The organism is Nocardiopsis sp. CNR-923 (genome assembly GCF_001942255.1).
Lineage (GTDB): Bacteria > Actinomycetota > Actinomycetes > Streptosporangiales > Streptosporangiaceae > Nocardiopsis.
The window spans coordinates 58,302-76,921 of the sequence record NZ_MKKC01000065.1 but is presented as its reverse complement, the minus strand read 5'-3'; the positions used below and the strand labels follow the sequence as shown (position 1 = coordinate 76,921).

Annotated in this window: 15 protein-coding genes and 2 pseudogenes; 2 read left to right on the top strand and 15 right to left on the bottom strand. The window is 71.5% G+C overall.

Annotated features, from left to right (window positions below; genetic code table 11):
- Positions 1–72 precede the first annotated feature (72 nt).
- Positions 73–1,038, top strand: a complete 966-nt coding sequence (locus BJF83_RS06480; protein ID WP_075925579.1) for a DMT family transporter — start codon at positions 73–75, stop codon at positions 1,036–1,038.
- Positions 1,039–1,082: 44 nt separating this feature from the next.
- Here the strand turns inward: BJF83_RS06480 and BJF83_RS06475 are convergent, their stop codons facing one another.
- From BJF83_RS06475 to BJF83_RS06460, 4 genes and pseudogenes are all read right to left on the bottom strand, one after another.
- Complete coding sequence (locus BJF83_RS06475) at positions 1,083–2,009, bottom strand: RluA family pseudouridine synthase (protein WP_075925578.1); 927 nt, start codon at positions 2,007–2,009, stop codon at positions 1,083–1,085.
- Positions 2,010–2,067: 58 nt separating this feature from the next.
- Positions 2,068–2,559 (bottom strand): annotated as a pseudogene (gene lspA / locus BJF83_RS06470) (signal peptidase II); the annotation flags it as partial.
- A gap of 29 nt (positions 2,560–2,588) precedes the next feature.
- Positions 2,589–2,999 (bottom strand): TraR/DksA C4-type zinc finger protein, encoded by a 411-nt coding sequence (locus tag BJF83_RS06465; RefSeq protein ID WP_075925577.1) that lies wholly within the window; start codon positions 2,997–2,999, stop codon positions 2,589–2,591.
- A gap of 193 nt (positions 3,000–3,192) precedes the next feature.
- Positions 3,193–3,453, bottom strand: a complete 261-nt coding sequence (locus BJF83_RS06460; protein WP_075925576.1) for a hypothetical protein — start codon at positions 3,451–3,453, stop codon at positions 3,193–3,195.
- A 367-nt stretch (positions 3,454–3,820) separates the two neighbouring features.
- Here BJF83_RS06460 and ileS point away from each other — a divergent pair, with 367 nt between their 5' ends.
- Positions 3,821–7,021: an isoleucine--tRNA ligase gene (gene ileS, locus BJF83_RS06455; RefSeq protein ID WP_075925575.1), complete on the top strand. Its 3,201-nt coding sequence runs from the start codon at positions 3,821–3,823 to the stop codon at positions 7,019–7,021.
- Positions 7,022–7,095: 74 nt separating this feature from the next.
- On the opposite strand, the gene BJF83_RS28560 is transcribed toward ileS, so the two are convergent.
- The 11 genes and pseudogenes from BJF83_RS28560 to ftsW all read right to left on the bottom strand — a co-directional run bounded on the left by BJF83_RS28560 (position 7,096) and on the right by ftsW (position 18,457).
- Entirely contained in the window at positions 7,096–7,803 is a 708-nt protein-coding gene (locus tag BJF83_RS28560) for a hypothetical protein (RefSeq protein ID WP_075925574.1), read from the bottom strand.
- 69 nt (positions 7,804–7,872) lie between these two features.
- Positions 7,873–8,757, bottom strand: coding sequence for a DivIVA domain-containing protein (locus BJF83_RS06445; protein ID WP_075925656.1), 885 nt, complete (start codon positions 8,755–8,757; stop codon positions 7,873–7,875).
- Positions 8,758–8,884: 127 nt separating this feature from the next.
- Positions 8,885–9,184 (bottom strand): YggT family protein, encoded by a 300-nt coding sequence (locus tag BJF83_RS06440; protein WP_075925573.1) that lies wholly within the window; start codon positions 9,182–9,184, stop codon positions 8,885–8,887.
- Between the two features lie 39 nt (positions 9,185–9,223).
- Complete coding sequence (locus BJF83_RS06435; protein ID WP_075925572.1) at positions 9,224–9,751, bottom strand: cell division protein SepF; 528 nt, start codon at positions 9,749–9,751, stop codon at positions 9,224–9,226.
- 136 nt (positions 9,752–9,887) lie between these two features.
- Entirely contained in the window at positions 9,888–10,616 is a 729-nt protein-coding gene (locus BJF83_RS06430) for a YggS family pyridoxal phosphate-dependent enzyme (RefSeq protein WP_075925571.1), read from the bottom strand.
- Positions 10,617–10,763: 147 nt separating this feature from the next.
- Positions 10,764–11,483, bottom strand: a complete 720-nt coding sequence (gene pgeF / locus BJF83_RS06425) for a peptidoglycan editing factor PgeF (protein WP_075925570.1) — start codon at positions 11,481–11,483, stop codon at positions 10,764–10,766.
- Positions 11,484–11,612: 129 nt separating this feature from the next.
- Positions 11,613–13,106: a cell division protein FtsZ gene (gene ftsZ / locus BJF83_RS06420; protein WP_075925655.1), complete on the bottom strand. Its 1,494-nt coding sequence runs from the start codon at positions 13,104–13,106 to the stop codon at positions 11,613–11,615.
- A 487-nt stretch (positions 13,107–13,593) separates the two neighbouring features.
- Complete coding sequence (locus BJF83_RS06415) at positions 13,594–14,358, bottom strand: cell division protein FtsQ/DivIB (RefSeq protein WP_083678438.1); 765 nt, start codon at positions 14,356–14,358, stop codon at positions 13,594–13,596.
- Between the two features lie 94 nt (positions 14,359–14,452).
- Positions 14,453–15,907: a UDP-N-acetylmuramate--L-alanine ligase gene (murC, locus tag BJF83_RS06410; RefSeq protein WP_075925568.1), complete on the bottom strand. Its 1,455-nt coding sequence runs from the start codon at positions 15,905–15,907 to the stop codon at positions 14,453–14,455.
- Positions 15,904–17,063, bottom strand: a pseudogene (gene murG / locus BJF83_RS06405) (undecaprenyldiphospho-muramoylpentapeptide beta-N-acetylglucosaminyltransferase). The gene murC and the pseudogene murG overlap by 4 nt, the downstream one beginning before the upstream one ends.
- Entirely contained in the window at positions 17,060–18,457 is a 1,398-nt protein-coding gene (gene ftsW, locus BJF83_RS06400) for a putative lipid II flippase FtsW (protein ID WP_075925567.1), read from the bottom strand. Before ftsW ends, murG begins: the two are co-directional and overlap by 4 nt.
- Between the last annotated feature and the right edge of the window lie 163 nt (positions 18,458–18,620).

Here is an 18,620-nt window from a genome sequence, read left to right as displayed (position 1 = left end):
TAAGCAAGTCTAACGTACCGCTTAAGGAATTATAAGTAGACCTAAGACATGGGACGACGGTACAACGGTCCCATGTCCGTTATCTCCCCTCCCCCGACCCTGTCCGGGGCGACCACCCGCGCGCTGTCCGGCTGGCGCGCCAAGTTCGTGCTCCTGGCCCTGATCTGGGGTATGAGCTTCGTCTTCATCAAGGTCGGCGCGGAGGCCCTGGCGCCCGTCCAGCTCTCGCTCGGCCGGATGCTCTGCGGGGCGCTCCCGCTGCTGGCCGTCCTGCTGCTGCGCGGCCGCCGCCTGCCGACCTCACCCCGGCTGTGGGGCCACCTGTTCGTGTCCGCCCTGCTGCTGAACACCGTGCCGTTCACCCTGTTCGGATACGCCGCTCAGCTCATCCCCTCGGCCCTCATGGGGATCGTGAACGCCGCCACGCCCCTGTTCGCCGTGCTGTTCTCCATGCTCCTGCTCGCCGACGAGCGCCCCGACCGGGACCGGCTGCTGGGGCTGGGCATCGGGTTCGTCGGCGTGCTCACCGTGTTCGGGGTGTGGAACTCCCTCGGCGAGGTCTCGGTGACCGACCGGGACGCGCTGGTCGGCATGCTGCTCGTGGTCGCCGCGACCGCGTGCTACGGGCTCGGCACCCCCTACCTGCGGCGCTTCGTCGCGGGCAGCCCGCACGGCGCCCTGGAGCTGAGCACGCTCCAGCTCCTGCTGGGTTCGGCGCCGCTGGTCGTCCTGACGCCGCTGGTCACCGACATGCCCACGGGGGTGGACTGGCGGGTGGTCGCCTCGGTGGCCGCGCTGGGCTCGTTGGGCACCGGGCTGGCGTACATCCTCCAGTACGGGGTGGTGCGCGGCGCGGGCGCGACGGTGGCCACGACGGTCACCTACGTGGCGCCGGTCGTGGCGATCGCCGCGGGCCTGGTCCTCATGGGCGAGACGCTGACGTGGAACCAGCCGCTGGGCGCGGTGGTCGTCATCCTCGGCGCGGCCCTGTGCCAGGGGGTCCTGCGCACCCGGCGGAGCCCGGCCGACCAGGCGTGACGAAGGGGAGGCCGCCCGGCCTCCCCCTCCACCACACATGCGGATCAGTCCTCGCGCAGCGCCTCCACCGCCGCCGAGAGGTCGTCCGGGTAGGGGCTGGTGAACTCCACCGGGCGGTGCTCGGTGGGGTGATCGAAGCCCAGTCGGACCGCGTGCAGCCACTGTCGGCGCACCCCCAGCCGCTCGGCGAGCGTGGGGTCGGCGCCGTAGAGCACGTCGCCCACGCACGGGTGACGCAGAGCCGCCATGTGCACGCGGATCTGGTGCGTGCGTCCGGTCTCCAGCTTGATCTCCAGCAGGCTGGCGGCCCGGAAGGCCTCCTGGGTGTCGTAGTGCGTCACCGAGGGGCGACCTCCCGCCACCACGGCCCACCGGCCGTCTCCGGCGGGGTGCCGGTCGATCGGCGCGTCGACGGTGCCGCGCAGCGGGTCGGGGTGCCCCTGGACGAGCGTGTGGTACCGCTTGTCCACGGTGCGTTCCTTGAACGCCCGCTTGAGCACGCTGTAGGCGGTCTCGCTCTTGGCCACGACCATCAGGCCGGTGGTGTTGGCGTCCAGGCGGTGCACGATCCCCTGACGTTCGGCGGCGCCACTGGTCGCCACCTGGACACCGGACGCGAGCAACCCCTCCAGGACGCTCGGGCCGGTCCAGCCGACGGTCGGGTGCGCGACCACGCCGACCGGCTTGTCGACGACTATGATGTCGGCGTCCTCGTGCACGACGCGCAGCCCGGGCACGGCCTCGGGGCGCGGCACGGGAGCGGTGGGCGGCGGCGGGAGGGTGATCTCCAGCCAGGCGCCGGCCTGGACCCGGTCGGACTTGGCGGCCTCGGCTCCGTCGACCAGGACGCTGCCGTCGAGGATGAGTTCGGCCGCACGCGTGCGCGAGAGCCCGAACATGCGGGCGATCGCGGCGTCGAGGCGGTCGCCCTCCAGCCCGTCTGGCACCAGAAGGCTCCGAGTGTCGCTCACGTGCCCGTCCCCTCGTCGGCGCCCTCGTCCCGGCCGCCACCCTCCGCGGCCAGACTGCGTCCAGGTTGACGCCCCTGAACGTCAGCAGCACCACCAGGCACGCGCCGACCACCACGCACGAGTCCGCGATGTTGAACACCGGCCAGTACGGCACGCGGATGAAGTCGACGACCGCGCCGTGGAAGGGCGCCGGGTCGCGGAACAGCCGGTCCATGAGGTTCCCGGCGGCCCCGCCCATCATCAGACCGAGGGTGAGCGCCCACCAGAGGTTGCGCACGCGCAGTCCCATGTAGGCGATGACGCCGACGACGACGATGGCGATGCCGGTGAACACCCAGGTGTGGTCGGTGCCCATCGAGAACGCCGCCCCGGTGTTGTACACCAGCGTGAACCGCAGGAGGCCGCCGATGACGTCGACGCTCTCCCCCTCGGACAGGGCGGACAGCGCCCACTGCTTGGTGGCGAGGTCGGCCAGCACGGCGACGAGCGCGACCAGCAGCAGGTACGGGTACCTGCGCGGTCGCGCCGCGACGGTGTCGGGCGTGGTCATGTTGCTGTCCCCGGAGGGCTCTACCTCAGTCAGCGACGCTCCTCGCGCTGTTTGCAGGTGACGCACAGGGTGGCGCGTGGAAAGGCCTGAAGGCGTGCCTTCCCGATGGCCTGGCCGCACGACTCACAGACCCCGTAGGTTCCCGCGTCCATCCGTTCGATCGCCCGCTCGCTCTTGGAGAGCAGGTCACGAGTATTGTAGGCCAACGCCAGATCGTGTTCGCGTTGGAAGGCCTTGGCCCCGGTGTCCGCGGGGTCGTCCCCCGCGCCCTCGACCGGGTCGTTCAGGCGTGCGGCGAGCTCGTCCTCGCTCTCGCGGATCTCCTCGCGCAGGGCGGCGATCTCCTTCTGGAGCCGCTCGCTGACCTCGGCGATCTCCCCCGGTGTCCAGGGTTCCTCCCCCGGACGGACCGGCAGCCTGGCGGCTTCGGTGGCCTTCATCGCACTTCCCCTCCCAGACGGACTCGCCCGACCCCGTGCCCCGCTGACCGCGGATCCTCCCCGGTGGGCCGTGGCGCGAGCGGAAGCCTAGGCAATGCACGCCCCCAAGGCAATGATCCCAGCGGTGTGCCCCCACCTCACCTGGTCAAACGATGACCCCACCCTGGTGCTTCCCCGCCCCGGCGGGCGGGGTCTACCCGACGGCGGCGAAACCGCCGTAGTCCTCCGCGAGCGCGGCGAGGTGGGGTTCGTCGAAGACGGCCGGGCCGCCGTGGGGTCCGGTGCGCACCTCGATCACCCAGTCCGCGTCGTCGGCGTCGTCCTCCCCGGCCAGCATGTCCCGGTGCACGAAGCAGGGCTCGTAGCCCTGTTCCAGCAGCTGCTCGGCGAGCTCCTCGGCGTCGTCGCGGTCGGGCAGGCTCACGATGACCGCGCCGTCCGTGTCCTGAGCCATGGCGGGCACCCTCCCTGGGCGGTGAAACGCGCCGTGCGCCGTACGGTGCTGCGTTATCCTGACTGTCGAGGCGTCGATGGGGACGAGTATCGCTGGCCCCGACCGGACGGACACAGCCTAGACGGCCCGATCCGCCCGAGCGACCCGGGGATGGTGGGAGCCCGGGGGCACGACCAGCGTGAAGATCACCCCGGAGCCGCCGGAGGAACGGGAGCCCGTGCTCCCCAGTAGAACCGGCACCAGCGCAACGAAGAGGGATCCGCCGCCCGTCCGCCCAGCGGACCGGCCGCGGTTCCAAGGAGGGTGGTACCGCGGGGCCCTGGCCTCGTCCCTCCGTCAGGCACACCCCTGATGGAAAGGTACGACGGTGGCCAACGACCCCCGGCCCGAACCCCGCGCGCTGCCCCAGCTGCCCGCCCAGATCGATCTGCCCGCGACGGAGCGCGAGATCCTCGGCCGCTGGTCGAAGGAGAACGTCTTCCAACGCTCGCTCGACCAGACCCGCGGCGGCCCCAACTGGGTCTTCTACGAAGGCCCGCCCACCGCCAACGGCCAGCCCGGCGTGCACCACGTCGAGGCCCGCGCGTTCAAGGACGTGTTCCCCCGCTTCCGCACCATGCGCGGCTACCACGTCGACCGCAAGGCGGGCTGGGACTGCCACGGCCTGCCCGTCGAGGTCGCCGTGGAGAAGGAACTGGGCCTGTCCGGCAAGAAGGACATCGAGACCTTCGGCATCGCCGAGTTCAACGACCGCTGCCGCGAGTCGGTCCTGCGCAACGTCGACGCGTTCACCGCGATGACCGAACGCATGGGCTACTGGGTGAACATGGACGACGCCTACCGCACCATGGACCCCCAGTACGTGGAGTCCGTGTGGTGGGCGCTCAAACAGATCTGGGAGAAGGGCCTGCTGGTCCGCGACTACCGGATCAGCCCCTACTGCCCGCGCTGCGGCACGACGCTGTCCGACCACGAGCTCGCCCAGGGCTACGAGACCGTCACCGACCCCTCGGTCTACGTGCGCTTCCCGGTGACCTCGGGTCCCCTGGCCGCCCCCGAGCACCCGACATCGCTGCTGGTGTGGACCACGACCCCGTGGACGCTGGTGTCCAACACGGCCGTCGCCGTGCACCCCGACGTGGCGTACGTGGTGGCGACCGACGGCGCCGAACGCCTGGTGGTCGCCGAGCCGCTGTTCGGGAAGGTCCTCGGCGAGGGCTGGGAGCTGACCGGCGAGCGGTTCGAGGGCGATGAGATGGAGCGCTGGACCTACCGGCGCCCGTTCGATCTCGTACCCTTCGACGAGCCCGCGCACTTCGTCGTGCTCGCCGACTACGTCACGGTCGAGGACGGCACCGGTCTGGTGCACCAGTCGCCCGCGTTCGGCGGGGACGACATGGCGACCTGCCGCGCCTACGGACTGCCCGTGGTCAACCCGGTGCGCCAGGACGGCACCTTCGAGGCCGACCTGTCCCTGGTGGGCGGCGCCTTCTTCAAGGAGGCGGACGCGACCCTGGTCCGCGACCTGAAGGACCGGGGCCTGATGTTCCGGCACCAGAGCTACGAGCACTCCTACCCGCACTGCTGGCGCTGCCACACCGCGCTGCTCTACTACGCGGTCCCGTCCTGGTACATCCGCACGACGGCGGTCAAGGACGAGCTGATCGGGCAGAACGACGCCACCCACTGGGTGCCCGAGAACGTCAAGGAGGGCCGGTTCGGCGAGTGGCTGCGGGGCAACGTCGACTGGGCGCTGTCGCGCAACCGCTACTGGGGCACACCGCTGCCGATCTGGGAGTTCCCCGACGGCCGCCAGATCTGCGTCGGATCCCTGGCGGAGCTGAGCCGTCTGAGCGGGCAGGACCTGTCCGACCTCGACCCGCACCGCCCCTACGTCGACGACGTCGTCATCCCCGACCCCGACGCCGACCCCTCGCTGCCCGAGGACCAGCGGGTGGCGCGCCGCGTGCCGGAGGTCATCGACGCGTGGTTCGACTCCGGGTCGATGCCGTTCGCGCAGTGGGGCGCTCCGCACCGCGACGCCGACACCTTCCAGGAGAACTTCCCGGCGCAGTACATCTCCGAGGCGATCGACCAGACGCGCGGGTGGTTCTACTCGCTGCTGGCGGTGAGCACCCTCGTCTACGGCCGCAACTCCTTCGAGAACGTGGTCGTGCTCGGCCACATCCTCGCCGAGGACGGCCGCAAGATGAGCAAGCACCTGGGCAACGTCATGGAGCCCATCCCGGTGATGGACCGGCACGGCGCCGACGCGCTGCGCTGGTTCATGCTGGCCAGCGGTTCGCCGTGGACGGCCCGCCGGGTGGGCCACGCCGCGCTGGAGGAGATCGTCCGCAAGGTCCTGTTGACCTACTACAGCACGGTGTCCTTCTTCACCCTGTACGCCAACGCCGGCGACGGCTGGGACCACGCCCAGCTGGCGCAGGCGCCCGCGCCCGGGGAACGCCCGTTGCTCGACCGGTGGCTGCTCTCGGAGCTCAACGAGGTCGTCCGCGACGTCACCGAGGCCATGGACGCCTTCGACACCACGACCGCCGGACGCCGTCTGACCGCGTTCGTCGACGACGTGTCGAACTGGTACGTGCGCCGCTCCCGGCGCCGCTTCTGGGGCGGCGCGAGCACCCCGGAGGGCGCGTCCGCGTTCGCCACGCTGTTCGAGGCATTGGAGACGGTCACGCTGCTGATGGCGCCGATCGTGCCGTTCCTGACCGACCACGTGTGGTCGGCGCTGCGCCGTCCCGACGCGCCCGACTCGGTGCACCTGGCGCCGTGGCCGTCCGTGGACGAGGCCCTGGTCGACACCCGGCTGTCCGGGCAGATGGCGCTGACCCGGCGTCTCGTCGAGCTGGGCCGGTCCGCCCGCGTCGACTCGGCGGTGCGCACCCGCCAGCCGCTGGCCCGGGCCCTGGTGGGCGCGCCCGGGTTCACCGACCTGCCGGCGCAGCTGCGCGACCAGATCGCGGACGAGCTCAACGTCGAACGGTTGGACGCCCTGGCCTCCGTCGGGGAAGAGCTGGTGGACTACGTCGTCAAGCCGAACTTCCGCGCCCTGGGCAAGCGGTTCGCCAAGCGCACGCCGCTGGTGGCCGCGGCGATCCAGGCCGCCGACCCGGCCGAGCTGGTCACCCGGGTCCGCGGCACCGGTTGGGCGCAGGTGAGGGTCGAGGACGAGCCCGTCGACGTCAGCGCGGACGAGCTGCTGGTCACCGAGCAGCCCCGGGAGGGGTGGACGGTGGCCTCCGAGTCCGGGGAGACGGTCGCCCTGGACCTGGAGCTCACGCCGGAGCTGCGCCGTGCGGGTCTGGCGCGGGAGATGGTCAGGATGCTCCAGGAAGCGCGCAAGCGCAGCGGGCTGGAGGTCTCCGACCGGATCCACGTGTGGTGGACGGCCTCGGAGGAGACCGCTGAGCGGGCTCTGGTCGAGCACGGTGGGACGATCGCCGGCGAGGTGCTGGCCGACGCGTTCGTCGCCGGTGAGCCGGGCGAGGACCTGTACACGGTCGCGTCGGAGGAGTTCGGCGTCACCTTCGGGTTCCGCCGGGCCTGACGGCCGACGCGAACGGGCGCGCTCCCGGTGGTGGAGCGGCGCCCGTCGTGTGTTCGGGGCGGGTCGCGGCGGTCTCAGCGGACCCGGTCGGGTTCCTCGTCGCCGGGGTCGTGCGCGTCCGTGGACGCATCGTCCCGCACGGCTTCCGCGAAGGTCGGGGCGGGCGCGTTGGTCTCCTCCCGCACCGGCGCGCTGTCGTCCTCGGCCGTCCAGGGGCGGGCGGGGATGCGGTAACTGAACCGGGCGGAGGGGTCCTCCTCGCCCGGGGGCACGGGGGCGGACTCGGCGGCGGACGTGTCGTGTTCAGGGGGCTCCATGGCCGTGGACCGCTCTTCCCACGAGGGTACGGGGTCGGCGGTGTCGGGGTGATCCGGCCAGGCGGCCGACGCGGGGGTCTCCCCGCGGGGTGCGTGGCGCTCCGACTCCTCGGGACCGGTCCTTTCCGCGACCGGTCCGGTTCCGCGCCCCGGGGGCACGGAAACTTCCCCCACCGGCGTCTGGGCCGGTGCGGGCGCACGCCCCCACTCATCGGAGCGCTCGTACTGGGCCGGCGCCGTCGCGGGGACGGACGACTTCCCCAAACCGTCCGTCCCGGAACGCTCCCGGTTCGGTCCTCCCCCGCCGAACCGTCCCTGGACCACCGCCCCCACGAGGAGCAGTGCGCTGACCGCGCCGAGTCCGAGCGCGACATAGACGAGCGTGGTCTCGGCGAGCAGCAGGGCGGCCGCCATGACGGCGATGGCCGCCAGCACCGCCACGGTTGCGATGATGCTAAGGATCACGGGTCGACCAAGGCCTTTACACGCGTTGAGCCGGAGTCTTCAGTTGTTCGGAGCCGCATCGGGCCGAGCTCAGCGACGCTCGTGCGGAGCCTCGCCCGGGTGGAAGCCACCGTGCTGGGCGGGCTCGGGCTGGCCGAACGGGTTGCCGGCCGGGCCGTGCTGCTGGAGCGAGGGCGCGCCGCCGGTCTGGGGGCCCATCGTCTGGAAACCGCCCGTGGTGTTCGGGTTCGGCTCACCGGACTTGCCCTCGTCGTTGAGCTCGCGCAGCTGGCGCTCGAAGTAGTCCTTCAGGCGGCTGCGGTACTCGCGCTCGAAGTCCTTGAGCACGTTGACCTTGTGCTCCAGCTCCTCGCGCTGCTGGACGAGCGAGCCCATGACCTGACGGTGGCGCTCCTGGGCGTCACGGTCCAGGTTCTCCGATCGGGCCCTGGCCTCGCCGATGATCTGGTCGGCCTGGCGGCGCGCCTTGCCGAGGATGTCCTCGGACTCGTGCCGGGCGCGGCCCAGCGTCTCGTCCGCCTCGCGGCGGGCGTCGGAGATCGCCTGGTCGGCGGTCTGCTGGGCGAGGGCCAGGACGCGGGCGGCCGTGTCCATGTTCTCCTCGCCGCCCATGGCCAGGTTCGCACCGGTCATGCCCATCTGGGCGGGCTGGACCGGAGGTTGGGGAGCCTCGACGGCCTGCGGAGGCTGCACGGGCTCCGGGCGCATCTGCTCGACGTGCTGGGCCTCGGGACCGGCGTCCTGCTGCTGGAAGTCCTGCATGCCCGCGTTGGGGACCTTGCCCCGCAGGCACTCGGCCAGCTTGCCACGCAGTTCCTCGTTCTCCTGGATCAGCCGGTCCAGCTCGGACTCGACCTCGTCGAGAAAGGCATCGACCTCTTCTTCGTCGTATCCCGGACGGAGCCGGGTGGTACTGAACTGCTTGTTCCGCACGTCCGCGGGTGTCAGCGGCATCTTCATCTCCTTGGCGCGCTTGGGAGTCTGTCCGTAGGGACGCTACCTGATCGTGACCTTACGGCAATGCAGATCATGACCAAGACCACATAACGGAATCAGGGGCGTCTCGTTGCCCTGTGCATCCCTACGCGACGGTGGTGGCGAGGCCCGTGAGAACGTTCATCAACAACGCCACGGCGATGAAGAGGACCAGGACACTCAGGTCGAGTGCGATGCTCCCCAGCCGCACCGGCTTGATGAACCGACGCAGGAACCTCAGTGGTGGGTCGGTGATCGTGTACACGATCTCAGCGAGCACGAGCACGAACCCCGTGGGACGCCATGTCCTGGAGAAGGACTGCACCATCTCCAGGACCACTCTCGCGATCAGCACGAAAAGAAAGATCTGGAGCGCGATGAGCAGCACTGACAGGACGATACTCACGGTCGTTCCTCGACCCAATCTGTGGACGGGTGTGATGGTCTAGCTCTGATTGAAGAACCCTCGCTCAGCGATTCGCGCCTTGTCCTCGGCGGTCACCTCGACGTTCACCGGAGAGAGCAGGAACACCTTGTTGGTGACCCTCTCGATACTGCCATGGAGACCGAAGATCAGACCAGCCGCGAAGTCGACGAGACGCTTGGCGTCACTGTCGACCATCTCGGTCAGGTTCATGATCACCGGCGTGCCCTCCCGGAAGTGCTCTCCGATGGTACGCGCCTCGTTGTAGGTGCGGGGGTGGAGCGTCGTGATCCGCGCGAGATCAGCGGTGGAGGCCACCGTGGTCGAGCCGCCGCGCCGGTCGCCCGAACCCACGTAGTCGTCGGTGTCCGTCACTGCGTCGCCCCGTGCTTCCTCGCCCCGCGGAGAATCGGCGTCGCCGTCACGCCCGTCCTCCGACCCCTCGTCGAAATCGTCGAACTCATCATATTCGTCCGCATAGCGGTGATCGTAACGGTCGTCCTCCACGAGGCCGAGGTAGACCGCCATCTTGCGCATCGCGCCGGCCATCTCATACCCTCCGTCGTCCCCGCGGCCTTCACCGCAGCCAGCTCCTCCATCTTCACCCGTCACTCGCCGCCTCCGCGGGGCGGAGAGCCCTTTCGGGCGAACTCCACAGACGGGCCCCAAGGTCTATGTGGGGACATTACCCCACGATCGACGCCCGGTCGCCGAGCAACGCCGTACCGAGTCGCAGGTGTGTCGACCCGTGTGCTATCGCCGCCTCCAGGTCACCGCTCATGCCCGCCGAGATCGCCGTGGCGCCCGGGTGGCGGTCGCGCACGCGGTCGGCGACCGCGCGCAACCGGGCGAAGGCGGCCGGGGCGTCGCCCCCGCGCGGCGCGACGGCCATGACACCGCCGAGCGTGAGCGCCTCGTGCTCCTCGATCCGCGCCGCCAGGTCGAGCGCGTCCTCGGGATCGACGCCGCCGCGGGGACCGATCACCCCCGCCTGGGAGTCGGTGTCGAGGTTGACCTGGATCAGGCAGGTCAGGCGGCGCTCCGCGGCCGCCGCGCGGTCGCCCAGCGCCCGGGCCAGGCGCGCGCGGTCGACGGAGTGCACGACGTCGGCGTAACCGGCGACCGACCGGGCCTTGTTGGTCTGCAACTGGCCAACGAAGTGCCAGGTCAGGTCGAGGTCAGCGGTATCGGCGGCCTTGGGCGCCGCCTCCTGGTCGCGGTTCTCGCCGACGTCGGTCACGCCGAGTGAGGCGAGCACCCGCACGTCGCTGGCCGGGTAGGTCTTGGTGACCGCGACCAGCGCCACCCCCGCCGGGTCGCGGTCGGCCTCGGCGCACGCCGCGTCGATCCTGGCCCGCACCGCGTCGAGGTTGGCACGGACCTGGTCGACGCGTGCGGGATCGGGCTGTGACACAGTTTCCCTTCTGTTCCCCGCGGGAGCGGGGCGGTGTGAGAGATGGTGTGCGCGGTGAAGCTCCAGGGCCTGAGGGCCCGCCATCACCGCGGGTCCAGGGTACGACCTGCGGTCCGGGCGCCCCCGAACCCGGTGGCCGGGGCGGAGTCAGTCGCGCCAGACGAAGGAGGCGAACCGTCCGGTCGGGGCGCCGCGCCGGTGGGAGAAGAGTTCGGGGCTCTCCGCCGTGCAGCGGCCGTCGGCGGTGACGGCGGTGACACCGGCGCGGCGCAGTTGGGCGGTGACGGCGGCGAGCATGTCCACGCCGGGCGTGCCCCGGCGGGTGACGCAGGCGGCCTCGGGGGTTCTCCGGGCGGTCTCGTCCCGGACGCGTTCGGGCACCTCGTAGCACTTGCCGCAGATGGCGGGGCCGAGGAGGACGGTGATCCGGTCGGTGTCAGCGCCCTGGGCGACCATGGTCCGCACCAGGTTGGCGGCGACGCCCGCTGCCGTCCCCCGGCGACCGGAGTGGGCCGCGCCCAGCACTCCCGCCTCAGCGTCGGCGGCCAGGACGGGCAGGCAGTCGGCGGCCATGGAGGCCAGGACCAGGTCGGAGCGGGTGGTGACCACCCCGTCGCAGGATCCCACGGCGCCGGGTCCGGCGGCCACGAGCACATCGGCGCTGTGCACCTGGTCCATCCACACGACGCGGTCGAGGCCGAAGCCGAGACGGCGGGCGGCGGTCTCCCGGTTGGCCAGGACCGCCTCGCGCTCGTCGCCGGAGCCGAGTCCGAGGTTGAGGGAGTCATAGGGGGGAGCGCTCACCCCGCCGGCGCGCTCGGTCACGGCGGCACGGACGCCGTGCCCCAGTTCGATGATCGTGCCCATCCGCGTCCTGGTGTCCCCTCACTCGGCCCACCCGGGCAGGTGCGGTGGTACGCGGGTCCCCGGGGGCGACGACGGCCCCGCCACGGGGCGGGGCCGCTGACTCTCCGATGCTACCGGGACCGGTTCCGGCTACTTCAGGAACTCCGGAACGTCCAGGTCGTCGGGATCGTCGAAGATGACCCTGCGCCGGGGCGTGGGCACATCGCCGCGCCGCTCGGCGGCGGAGTCGGCGACCGCGTGGACGGGGCCGCCGCGGCTTTCCCGGGCGCCAAACTCCTCCGCGTCCCGTGTGACCGGCCACTCGTGGGCCGAGGCGGTGTCGCCACCGAACTCGGCTCGGGTGTCCGGACCCGGAACCGGAGTCTCCGTGTCCTTCTCCGGGTCGGCCGGGGCCGCCGGGGCGACCGGGGTGGTCGACGCGGTCGGGGCACTCGGCGCGGGTCGCTCCCGCTCCTTCGGCTGGACCGGCTGGCCGATCGGGCGCGCCGGCTCCGGAGCCGCGGTCGGCTCGGGACGCGTCGGAGCGGTCCAGTGCACGGTGCCGGCCGTCGCCCCTCCCGTGTCCGCGGACGCCCGCTCGCGCGGTGTCGCCTGGACGGACTCGGGGATCGCTTCCGGGGCGGCGGCCTCAGGAGGGTCCACGGCACGGTGCTCCCGTGCCGGCGCCCCGTTGGCGCCCGGTTCGTCGAAGCCCGCGGCGATGACCGTGACCCGCACCTCGTCGCCGAGCGCGTCGTCGATGACGGCTCCGAAGATGATGTTGGCCTCGGGCGCCGCCGAGTTGGCCACCAGTTGCGCGGCCTCGTTGATCTCGAACAGCCCCAGGTCGGAGCCGCCCTGAATGGACAGAAGGACCCCGTGGGCGCCGTCTATGCTTGCCTCCAGCAGCGGTGATGAGATGGCCATCTCCGCCGCCGCGACGGCCCGATCGTCCCCGCGCGCGGACCCGATGCCCATGAGGGCGGATCCGGCGCCCGACATGACCGACTTCACGTCCGCGAAGTCCAGGTTGATCAGGCCGGGGGTGGTGATGAGGTCGGTGATGCCCTGAACACCCGAGAGCAGGACCTGGTCGGCCGCCTTGAAGGCGTCCAACACACTGACCTGGCGGTCGGAGATGGACAGCAACCGGTCGTTGGGAATCACGATGAGTGTGTCGACCTCCTCACGGAGCATCGCTATCCCCGACTCGGCCTGGGTGGCCCGCCGCTTGCCCTCGAAGCCGAAGGGGCGGGTGACCACGCCGATGGTGAGGGCGCCCAGGGAGCGGGCGATGTTGGCGACCACGGGCGCGCCTCCGGTGCCCGTGCCACCGCCCTCGCCCGCGGTGACGAAGACCATGTCGGCCCCCTTGAGGACCTCCTCGATCTCCTCCCGGTGGTCCTCGGCGGCCTTGCGGCCGACGTCGGGGTTGGCTCCGGCTCCCAGGCCGCGCGTGAGTTCACGGCCGACGTCGAGCTTGACGTCGGCGTCACTCATCAGCAGCGCCTGGGCATCGGTATTGATGGCGATGAACTCGACGCCCTTGAGCCCCTCTTCGATCATTCGGTTGACGGCGTTGACACCGCCGCCGCCGATGCCGACGACTTTGATGACCGCGAGGTAGTTCTGCGGTGCTGCCACGACGAGGGGCCTTTCCGCTCGCATGAGCCGATCCGTGGGCGCGTCCGGGGCCAGGGCCGCCGGAGAACGCCTCGGGTTCGGCATCCGGTTTACTCCATGTGCGTTTCGGGTTCCCCCGCACCGCGGCGTCCACGACGCGGGTGTCCGAGGACCCGGGGCCACCCGGAGCCGCTCCGCGTCCGACCCTTCGGCCGGCGCCGTCCGTCCGCTGGACGGATCACGGTTCCTGCGTCCCCCGAAAAGCGTGTTTTGCTACGTTCTTGACGATGGTTGTGCTTCCCGACAGTAAGCGGACTGCCGAGTACGGGCAACCGATGCTGGGGTCAGCCTAACCGCGCATAACACGAGGAAGCGATGTGCGCACCCGGCGCGTCGCGTCTGGAATGTCCGCGCCGGTCGGTAAAGCGTCCGGTGAGGGCCCCCGCCGTGCTCCCGCACGGCGTCCGAACCGCCGACACCGTTCCTTTTCCGCCCCCTGGTCACCACTTCACCGAACGATGGCCAGGTCAGGTGTGCTCACGTCGTAGATCCGCCCGTCCTCGGGCGGGTGCTCGCGCATGAGGACGCGCAGGACCTCGCTCTTGTCGGACGTGGCGGAGGGGTCTCCCCACTCCACGAGCGATCCGTCACCGAGGTCGAGGACGATCGCGTCGGTCTCGGTGGCGTCGATGAGCTGGACCTGTGCCAACAGGGAGCCCGGGGCACGTTCGACGACGTCGGCCGCGGCCCGGACCGCCTCGTTGCCCTCGACCTCGCCCGTCACACGCACCACGGGATGGGTGCCGGGACGGGTCGGCGAGTCCTCGATGCGCACGCCGTCCCCGTCCACGAGCCGGTACTCGCCCCCGGCCCGAACCGCCAGCAACGGCTGGCGCTCGACGACCTCCACACGCAGGGTGGCGGGCCAGCCGCGCGACAGCGTGGCCGACTCCACCAGATCGACGGCCTCGGCCCGCCGCGCGCCCGCCGCCAGATCCACCCGGATCAGCGGGGTGCCGGTCGCCACGTCCACGGCGGCCACGACCTGCTCGCGCGAGACGCGGTCCAGACCGGTGACGGACACCTCGCGCACGACGAGCAACCGGGATCCGAGCAGGCCCCAGGTGACGACGCAGACCAGGGCGACCACCAGCAGCGCCACGAAGGCGAGCTTCCACGGGTCTGACCCGCGACGCGGCCTTCCGCCCGGCTTCGGAGCCGCCTTAGGGTCCGTCCCGGGTTCCGCCGTCGCCCCGCCCCGGTCAGCGCTCACGTGTCTCCCCCCGCTCGCTTTGGGCTCGCACTTCGCTCGTCCCCGACTCCGCGGCCCGCCTCGTCCCGCGCGACCCCGACTGCGCCCGAACGGCCTACCCGGCCGCGATCTCGGCGGTCCGGGCGCGCGCCTCCACGATCAGCGGCCCCAGTTCGGTGACGTCGCCCGCGCCCATGGTGAGCACGATGTCACCGGGTCGGGCCAGTTCGGCCACGCGGCGCACGACCTCGTCCCGACCGGGCACGTACCACACGCGGTCGTGGGAGACGCGCGAGGTGATCAGCTCTCCGGTCACCCCCGGCTCGGGGTCCTCCCGGGCGGCGTAGACCTCCATCACCACGACCTCGTCGGCCAGGCTCAGCGCCGCGGCGAACTCGTCCGCGAAGAAACGGGTGCGGCTGTACAGGTGCGGCTGGAACAGCGCGACCACCCGACCGACGGGCAGGCCCTGCTCCGCCGCCTCGTCGGCGACCGACTCCAGCGCGGCGCGGGTGGCGCGCAGGTCGGCCTCGATCTCGGTGGGGTGGTGGGCGTAGCTGTCGTAGACCGCCACCCCTTCCGCCTCGCCCTTGAGCTCGAAGCGGCGCGCGGCGCCGGCGAAGTCGGCGATGCCCTCCACCGCCACCTCCAGGTCGTGGCCGAGTTCGTCGGCGACCACGAGCGCCGCGGCCGCGTTGAGCACGTTGTGCCGTCCCGGGACCGCCAGGGTGCCGTCGATGGGCTCCCCTCCCGCGGTCTGGATGGTGAAATCGGTGGTGAAGCCGCGCGCGACCGTCCGGGTGATCCGGTGGTCGGCGTCGGCCGCCTCCCCGTAGGTCACGACGCGCTTGCCGCGCTCCCGGGCGATCTCGGCGACCCGCCGGGCGCCGGGGTCGTCGACTCCCACGACCAGGGTGCGCTCGACCCGGTCGACGAACGAGGCGAAGTTGGCGTGGATCTCGTCCAGGCCGCTGTAGTTGTCCAGGTGGTCGGCCTCGACGTTGGTGACCACGGCGATCCTCGGGGAGAGCATGAGGAAGGATCCGTCGCTCTCGTCGGCCTCGACCGCGATGGCCGGGCCGATCCCCGCGTCGGCGCCCAGGCCCGTGGTGACCAGCTTGCCGCCGATCACGTAGCCGGGGTCGGCGCCCATGTGCTGGAGGACCACGGCGATCATGGACGTCGTGGTGGTCTTGCCGTGCGTCCCGGACACGGCGATCCCCTCGCGGCCCAGCAGGAGCGCGCCCAGGGCCGCCGCCCTCGGCAGGATCCGCAGGCCGCGGCGGCGCGCCTCGACGAGTTCGGGGTTGTCGTCGCGGATCGCGGAGGAGACGACGAGCGTCTCGGCGGCGCCCAGGTGGTCGGCCGCGTGGCCGACGTGCGTCGTGGCGCCCATCTCCTCCAGTTCGCGCAGGGTCTCGCTGTCACGGGCGTCGCTGCCCGAGACCTCGACCCCGGACTGAAGCAGGACGCGGGCGATACCGGACATGCCGGCACCGCCCAGGCCGATGAAGTGGGTGCGGCCGAGCTTGTCCACCGGGACCGGTTCGGTCGGTTCGACGAGGCTCATCGGATGTCCTTCCCGTCGTCCTGGAAGACCTCGTCACCGTCACCGTCGTCGATGGGGAGGTCGGGGGTGGGGCGGTCACCGCGGGCGATCGCCATCACCTCGCGGGCGAGTTCGGTGTCGGCGTCGCGGCGGCCCATCCGGGCGGCCGCCTCGGACATGGCCACGACCCGGTCGGTGTCGGTCAGCAGCGGGATGAGCCGACCCGTGATCCACTCGACCGACACGTCGGCGTTGTCGACCATGACGCCGCCGCCCGCCTGGACGATCGGCTCGGCGTTCAGGGACTGTTCCCCGTTGCCGATGGCCAGCGGGACGAAGGCCCCGGGCAGGCCGACGGCGGTGAGCTCGGCGCAGGTCATCGCGCCGGAGCGGCACATCGCCACGTCGGCTGCGGCGTAGGCCATGTCCATCCGGTCCACGTAGGGGACGGCGACGTAGGGGACGCCGTCCTGGGTCAGGTCCTGGGGCTCGGCGGCGTTCTTGGGGCCCACGACGTGCAGGACCTGCACTCCGGCGGCCCGGAAGTGGGGGATGGCGGCGAAGGCGGTCTCGTTGATGCGCTGGGCGCCCTGGGATCCGCCGAAGATCAGCAGGGTGGGCAGGTCGTGGCGCAGACCGAAGTAGGCGCGTGCCTTGTCTCCCACGGCCAGCCGGTTGAGCCTGGTGATCTGCTCGCGTAGCGGGATGCCGACGTAGCGGCCGTTGCGGATCTGGGTGTGCGGGTGTCCGGTGTACACGTGGGGGGTCAGCCGCGCCCCGAGCCGGTTGGCCAGCCCCGGGAGGGGGTTGGCCTCGTGCACGATGATCGGGAGGCGCCGGCGCGCGCGGCCAGGTAGCCGGGGGTGGCCACATACCCGCCGAAGCCGACGAGGACGTCGGCCTGGAGCCGGTCCAGGTGCTCTCCGGCGGCGCTGAGCGCTCCCGCGAGCTTGCCGGGGACCGTGAGCAGTTGGGGGGTGAGCTTGCGCGGCAGGGGGACCGCGGGGATCAGACCGAGCTCGTATCCGCGCATGGGGACCAGCCTGGTCTCCAACCCCCGCTCGGTGCCCAGACACAGGATCTCCGTGCTGGGATCGACGCGCCGCAGCGCGTCGGCAAGGGAGAGTGCGGGCTCGATGTGCCCGGCCGTGCCGCCTCCGGCTAGGGCTACCCTCATGGTCGCCGATTCCTCCTTGGCCGGTCACCCGCCGGGACCGGTCCGCTCCTGTGCTTGGCCGTCGTCCTTGCGCCACGGTTCCCGCGGGGGCCGCGCGCCGTGGTGGAACGCCTGGTGACGGTGGCGCCGCCCCGCTTGTGCACCGAGGCGCCGACATTCTCCAGGCCCAGCCAGCTTAGGGCCCTTTGGAGCCTACTGGGGCCCCGGGCCGCCAGGGCCTTTCGCGCCTGGGGCTCGGACTTGGCCAGCGCGAGCAGCACGCCGAGCGCCAGCATGGTCGGCACGAGCGACGAACCGCCGTAGGAGACCAGGGGCAGCGGGATGCCGGTGACGGGCACGAGGCCGATGACGGCGGCGATGTTGATCATCGCCTGGCCGAGGATCCACGCGATGACGGCGACGGCCGCCAGTCGCGCGAAGGGCTCCTCGACCCGCCGGGCCACCCGCAGGCCGGCGTAGCCCAGCACCCCGAACAGGGAGACGACGACGAGCGTGCCGATCAGACCGAACTCCTCGCCGATGATCGCGAAGATGAAGTCGGACTCGGCGAAGGGCAGGAAGCCCCACTTCTCCCGACTGGCGCCGATGCCGACGCCGAACACCCCGCCGGTGCCCAGCGCGTACAGCCCGTGCAGCGACTGGAAGCCGTCCCCGGTGGGGTCGGCGCCGGGGTCGAGGAAGGCCGTGACGCGGGTGATGCGGTAGGGCTCGATCGCGATGATGATCACGGCGAGCGCCAGCACCAGGCCGAACATCGCCACGAACATCCGGCCTGGCGCGCCGACCACCCACAGCAGGGCCAGGAAGACCAGCAGCAGGACGAGCGTCGTGGACAGGTCGGAGCCGAGCAGCACCAGCAGCGCGAGCAGGCCGACACCGGGCAGCAGCGGGAACAGCAGGTGCCGCCACTCGGTCATCTCGCGCAGTTCCTCGCGACGGGCGAGCACGTTGGCGCCCCACAGGGCGAACGCGAGCTTGGCGGGCTCCGAGGGCTGGATGGTCAGTCCGCCGATCTCCAGCCAGCGCATGGCGCCGTTGACCTCGGTGCCCTGGAACGCGGTGAGCAGGAGCAGGAGGACGGAGATGATCATCGCCGGATAGCCCGCGATGCGGAACACCGTGAGGGGCAGGTGGGAGGCGACGATCATGAGCGGCAGGCCGATGCACGCCGACACCATCTGGCGCTGGAACATCGAGAAGGCGGAGCCCGTCTCGGTGATCGAGTTGACCATCGTGGACGACAGCACCATGACCAGGCCCAGGGCGATGAGCATCACCCCGGTGCCCAGCACCAGGTAGTAGGAGGTGAGGGGACGGTCGAGGGACCGCGCCCACTCGCGCCACAGTGCGCGTTCACGCCCGCCGGTCGCCGCGCGCCCTCGGGGCCGGGCCATCCCTGGGACCGTTGTCGTCGCCATCCACACCCTCCGCACGATTCGCGCCTCAATAGTGGCGCACGGGCACGCGCGGGAGCGCGGACATTTTCCGCGTGTTGGCCATCTTTGGCGCTCGGGAGGGTGGTACCGAGCACACCGGTGGGCCCCCGCACGCACGATG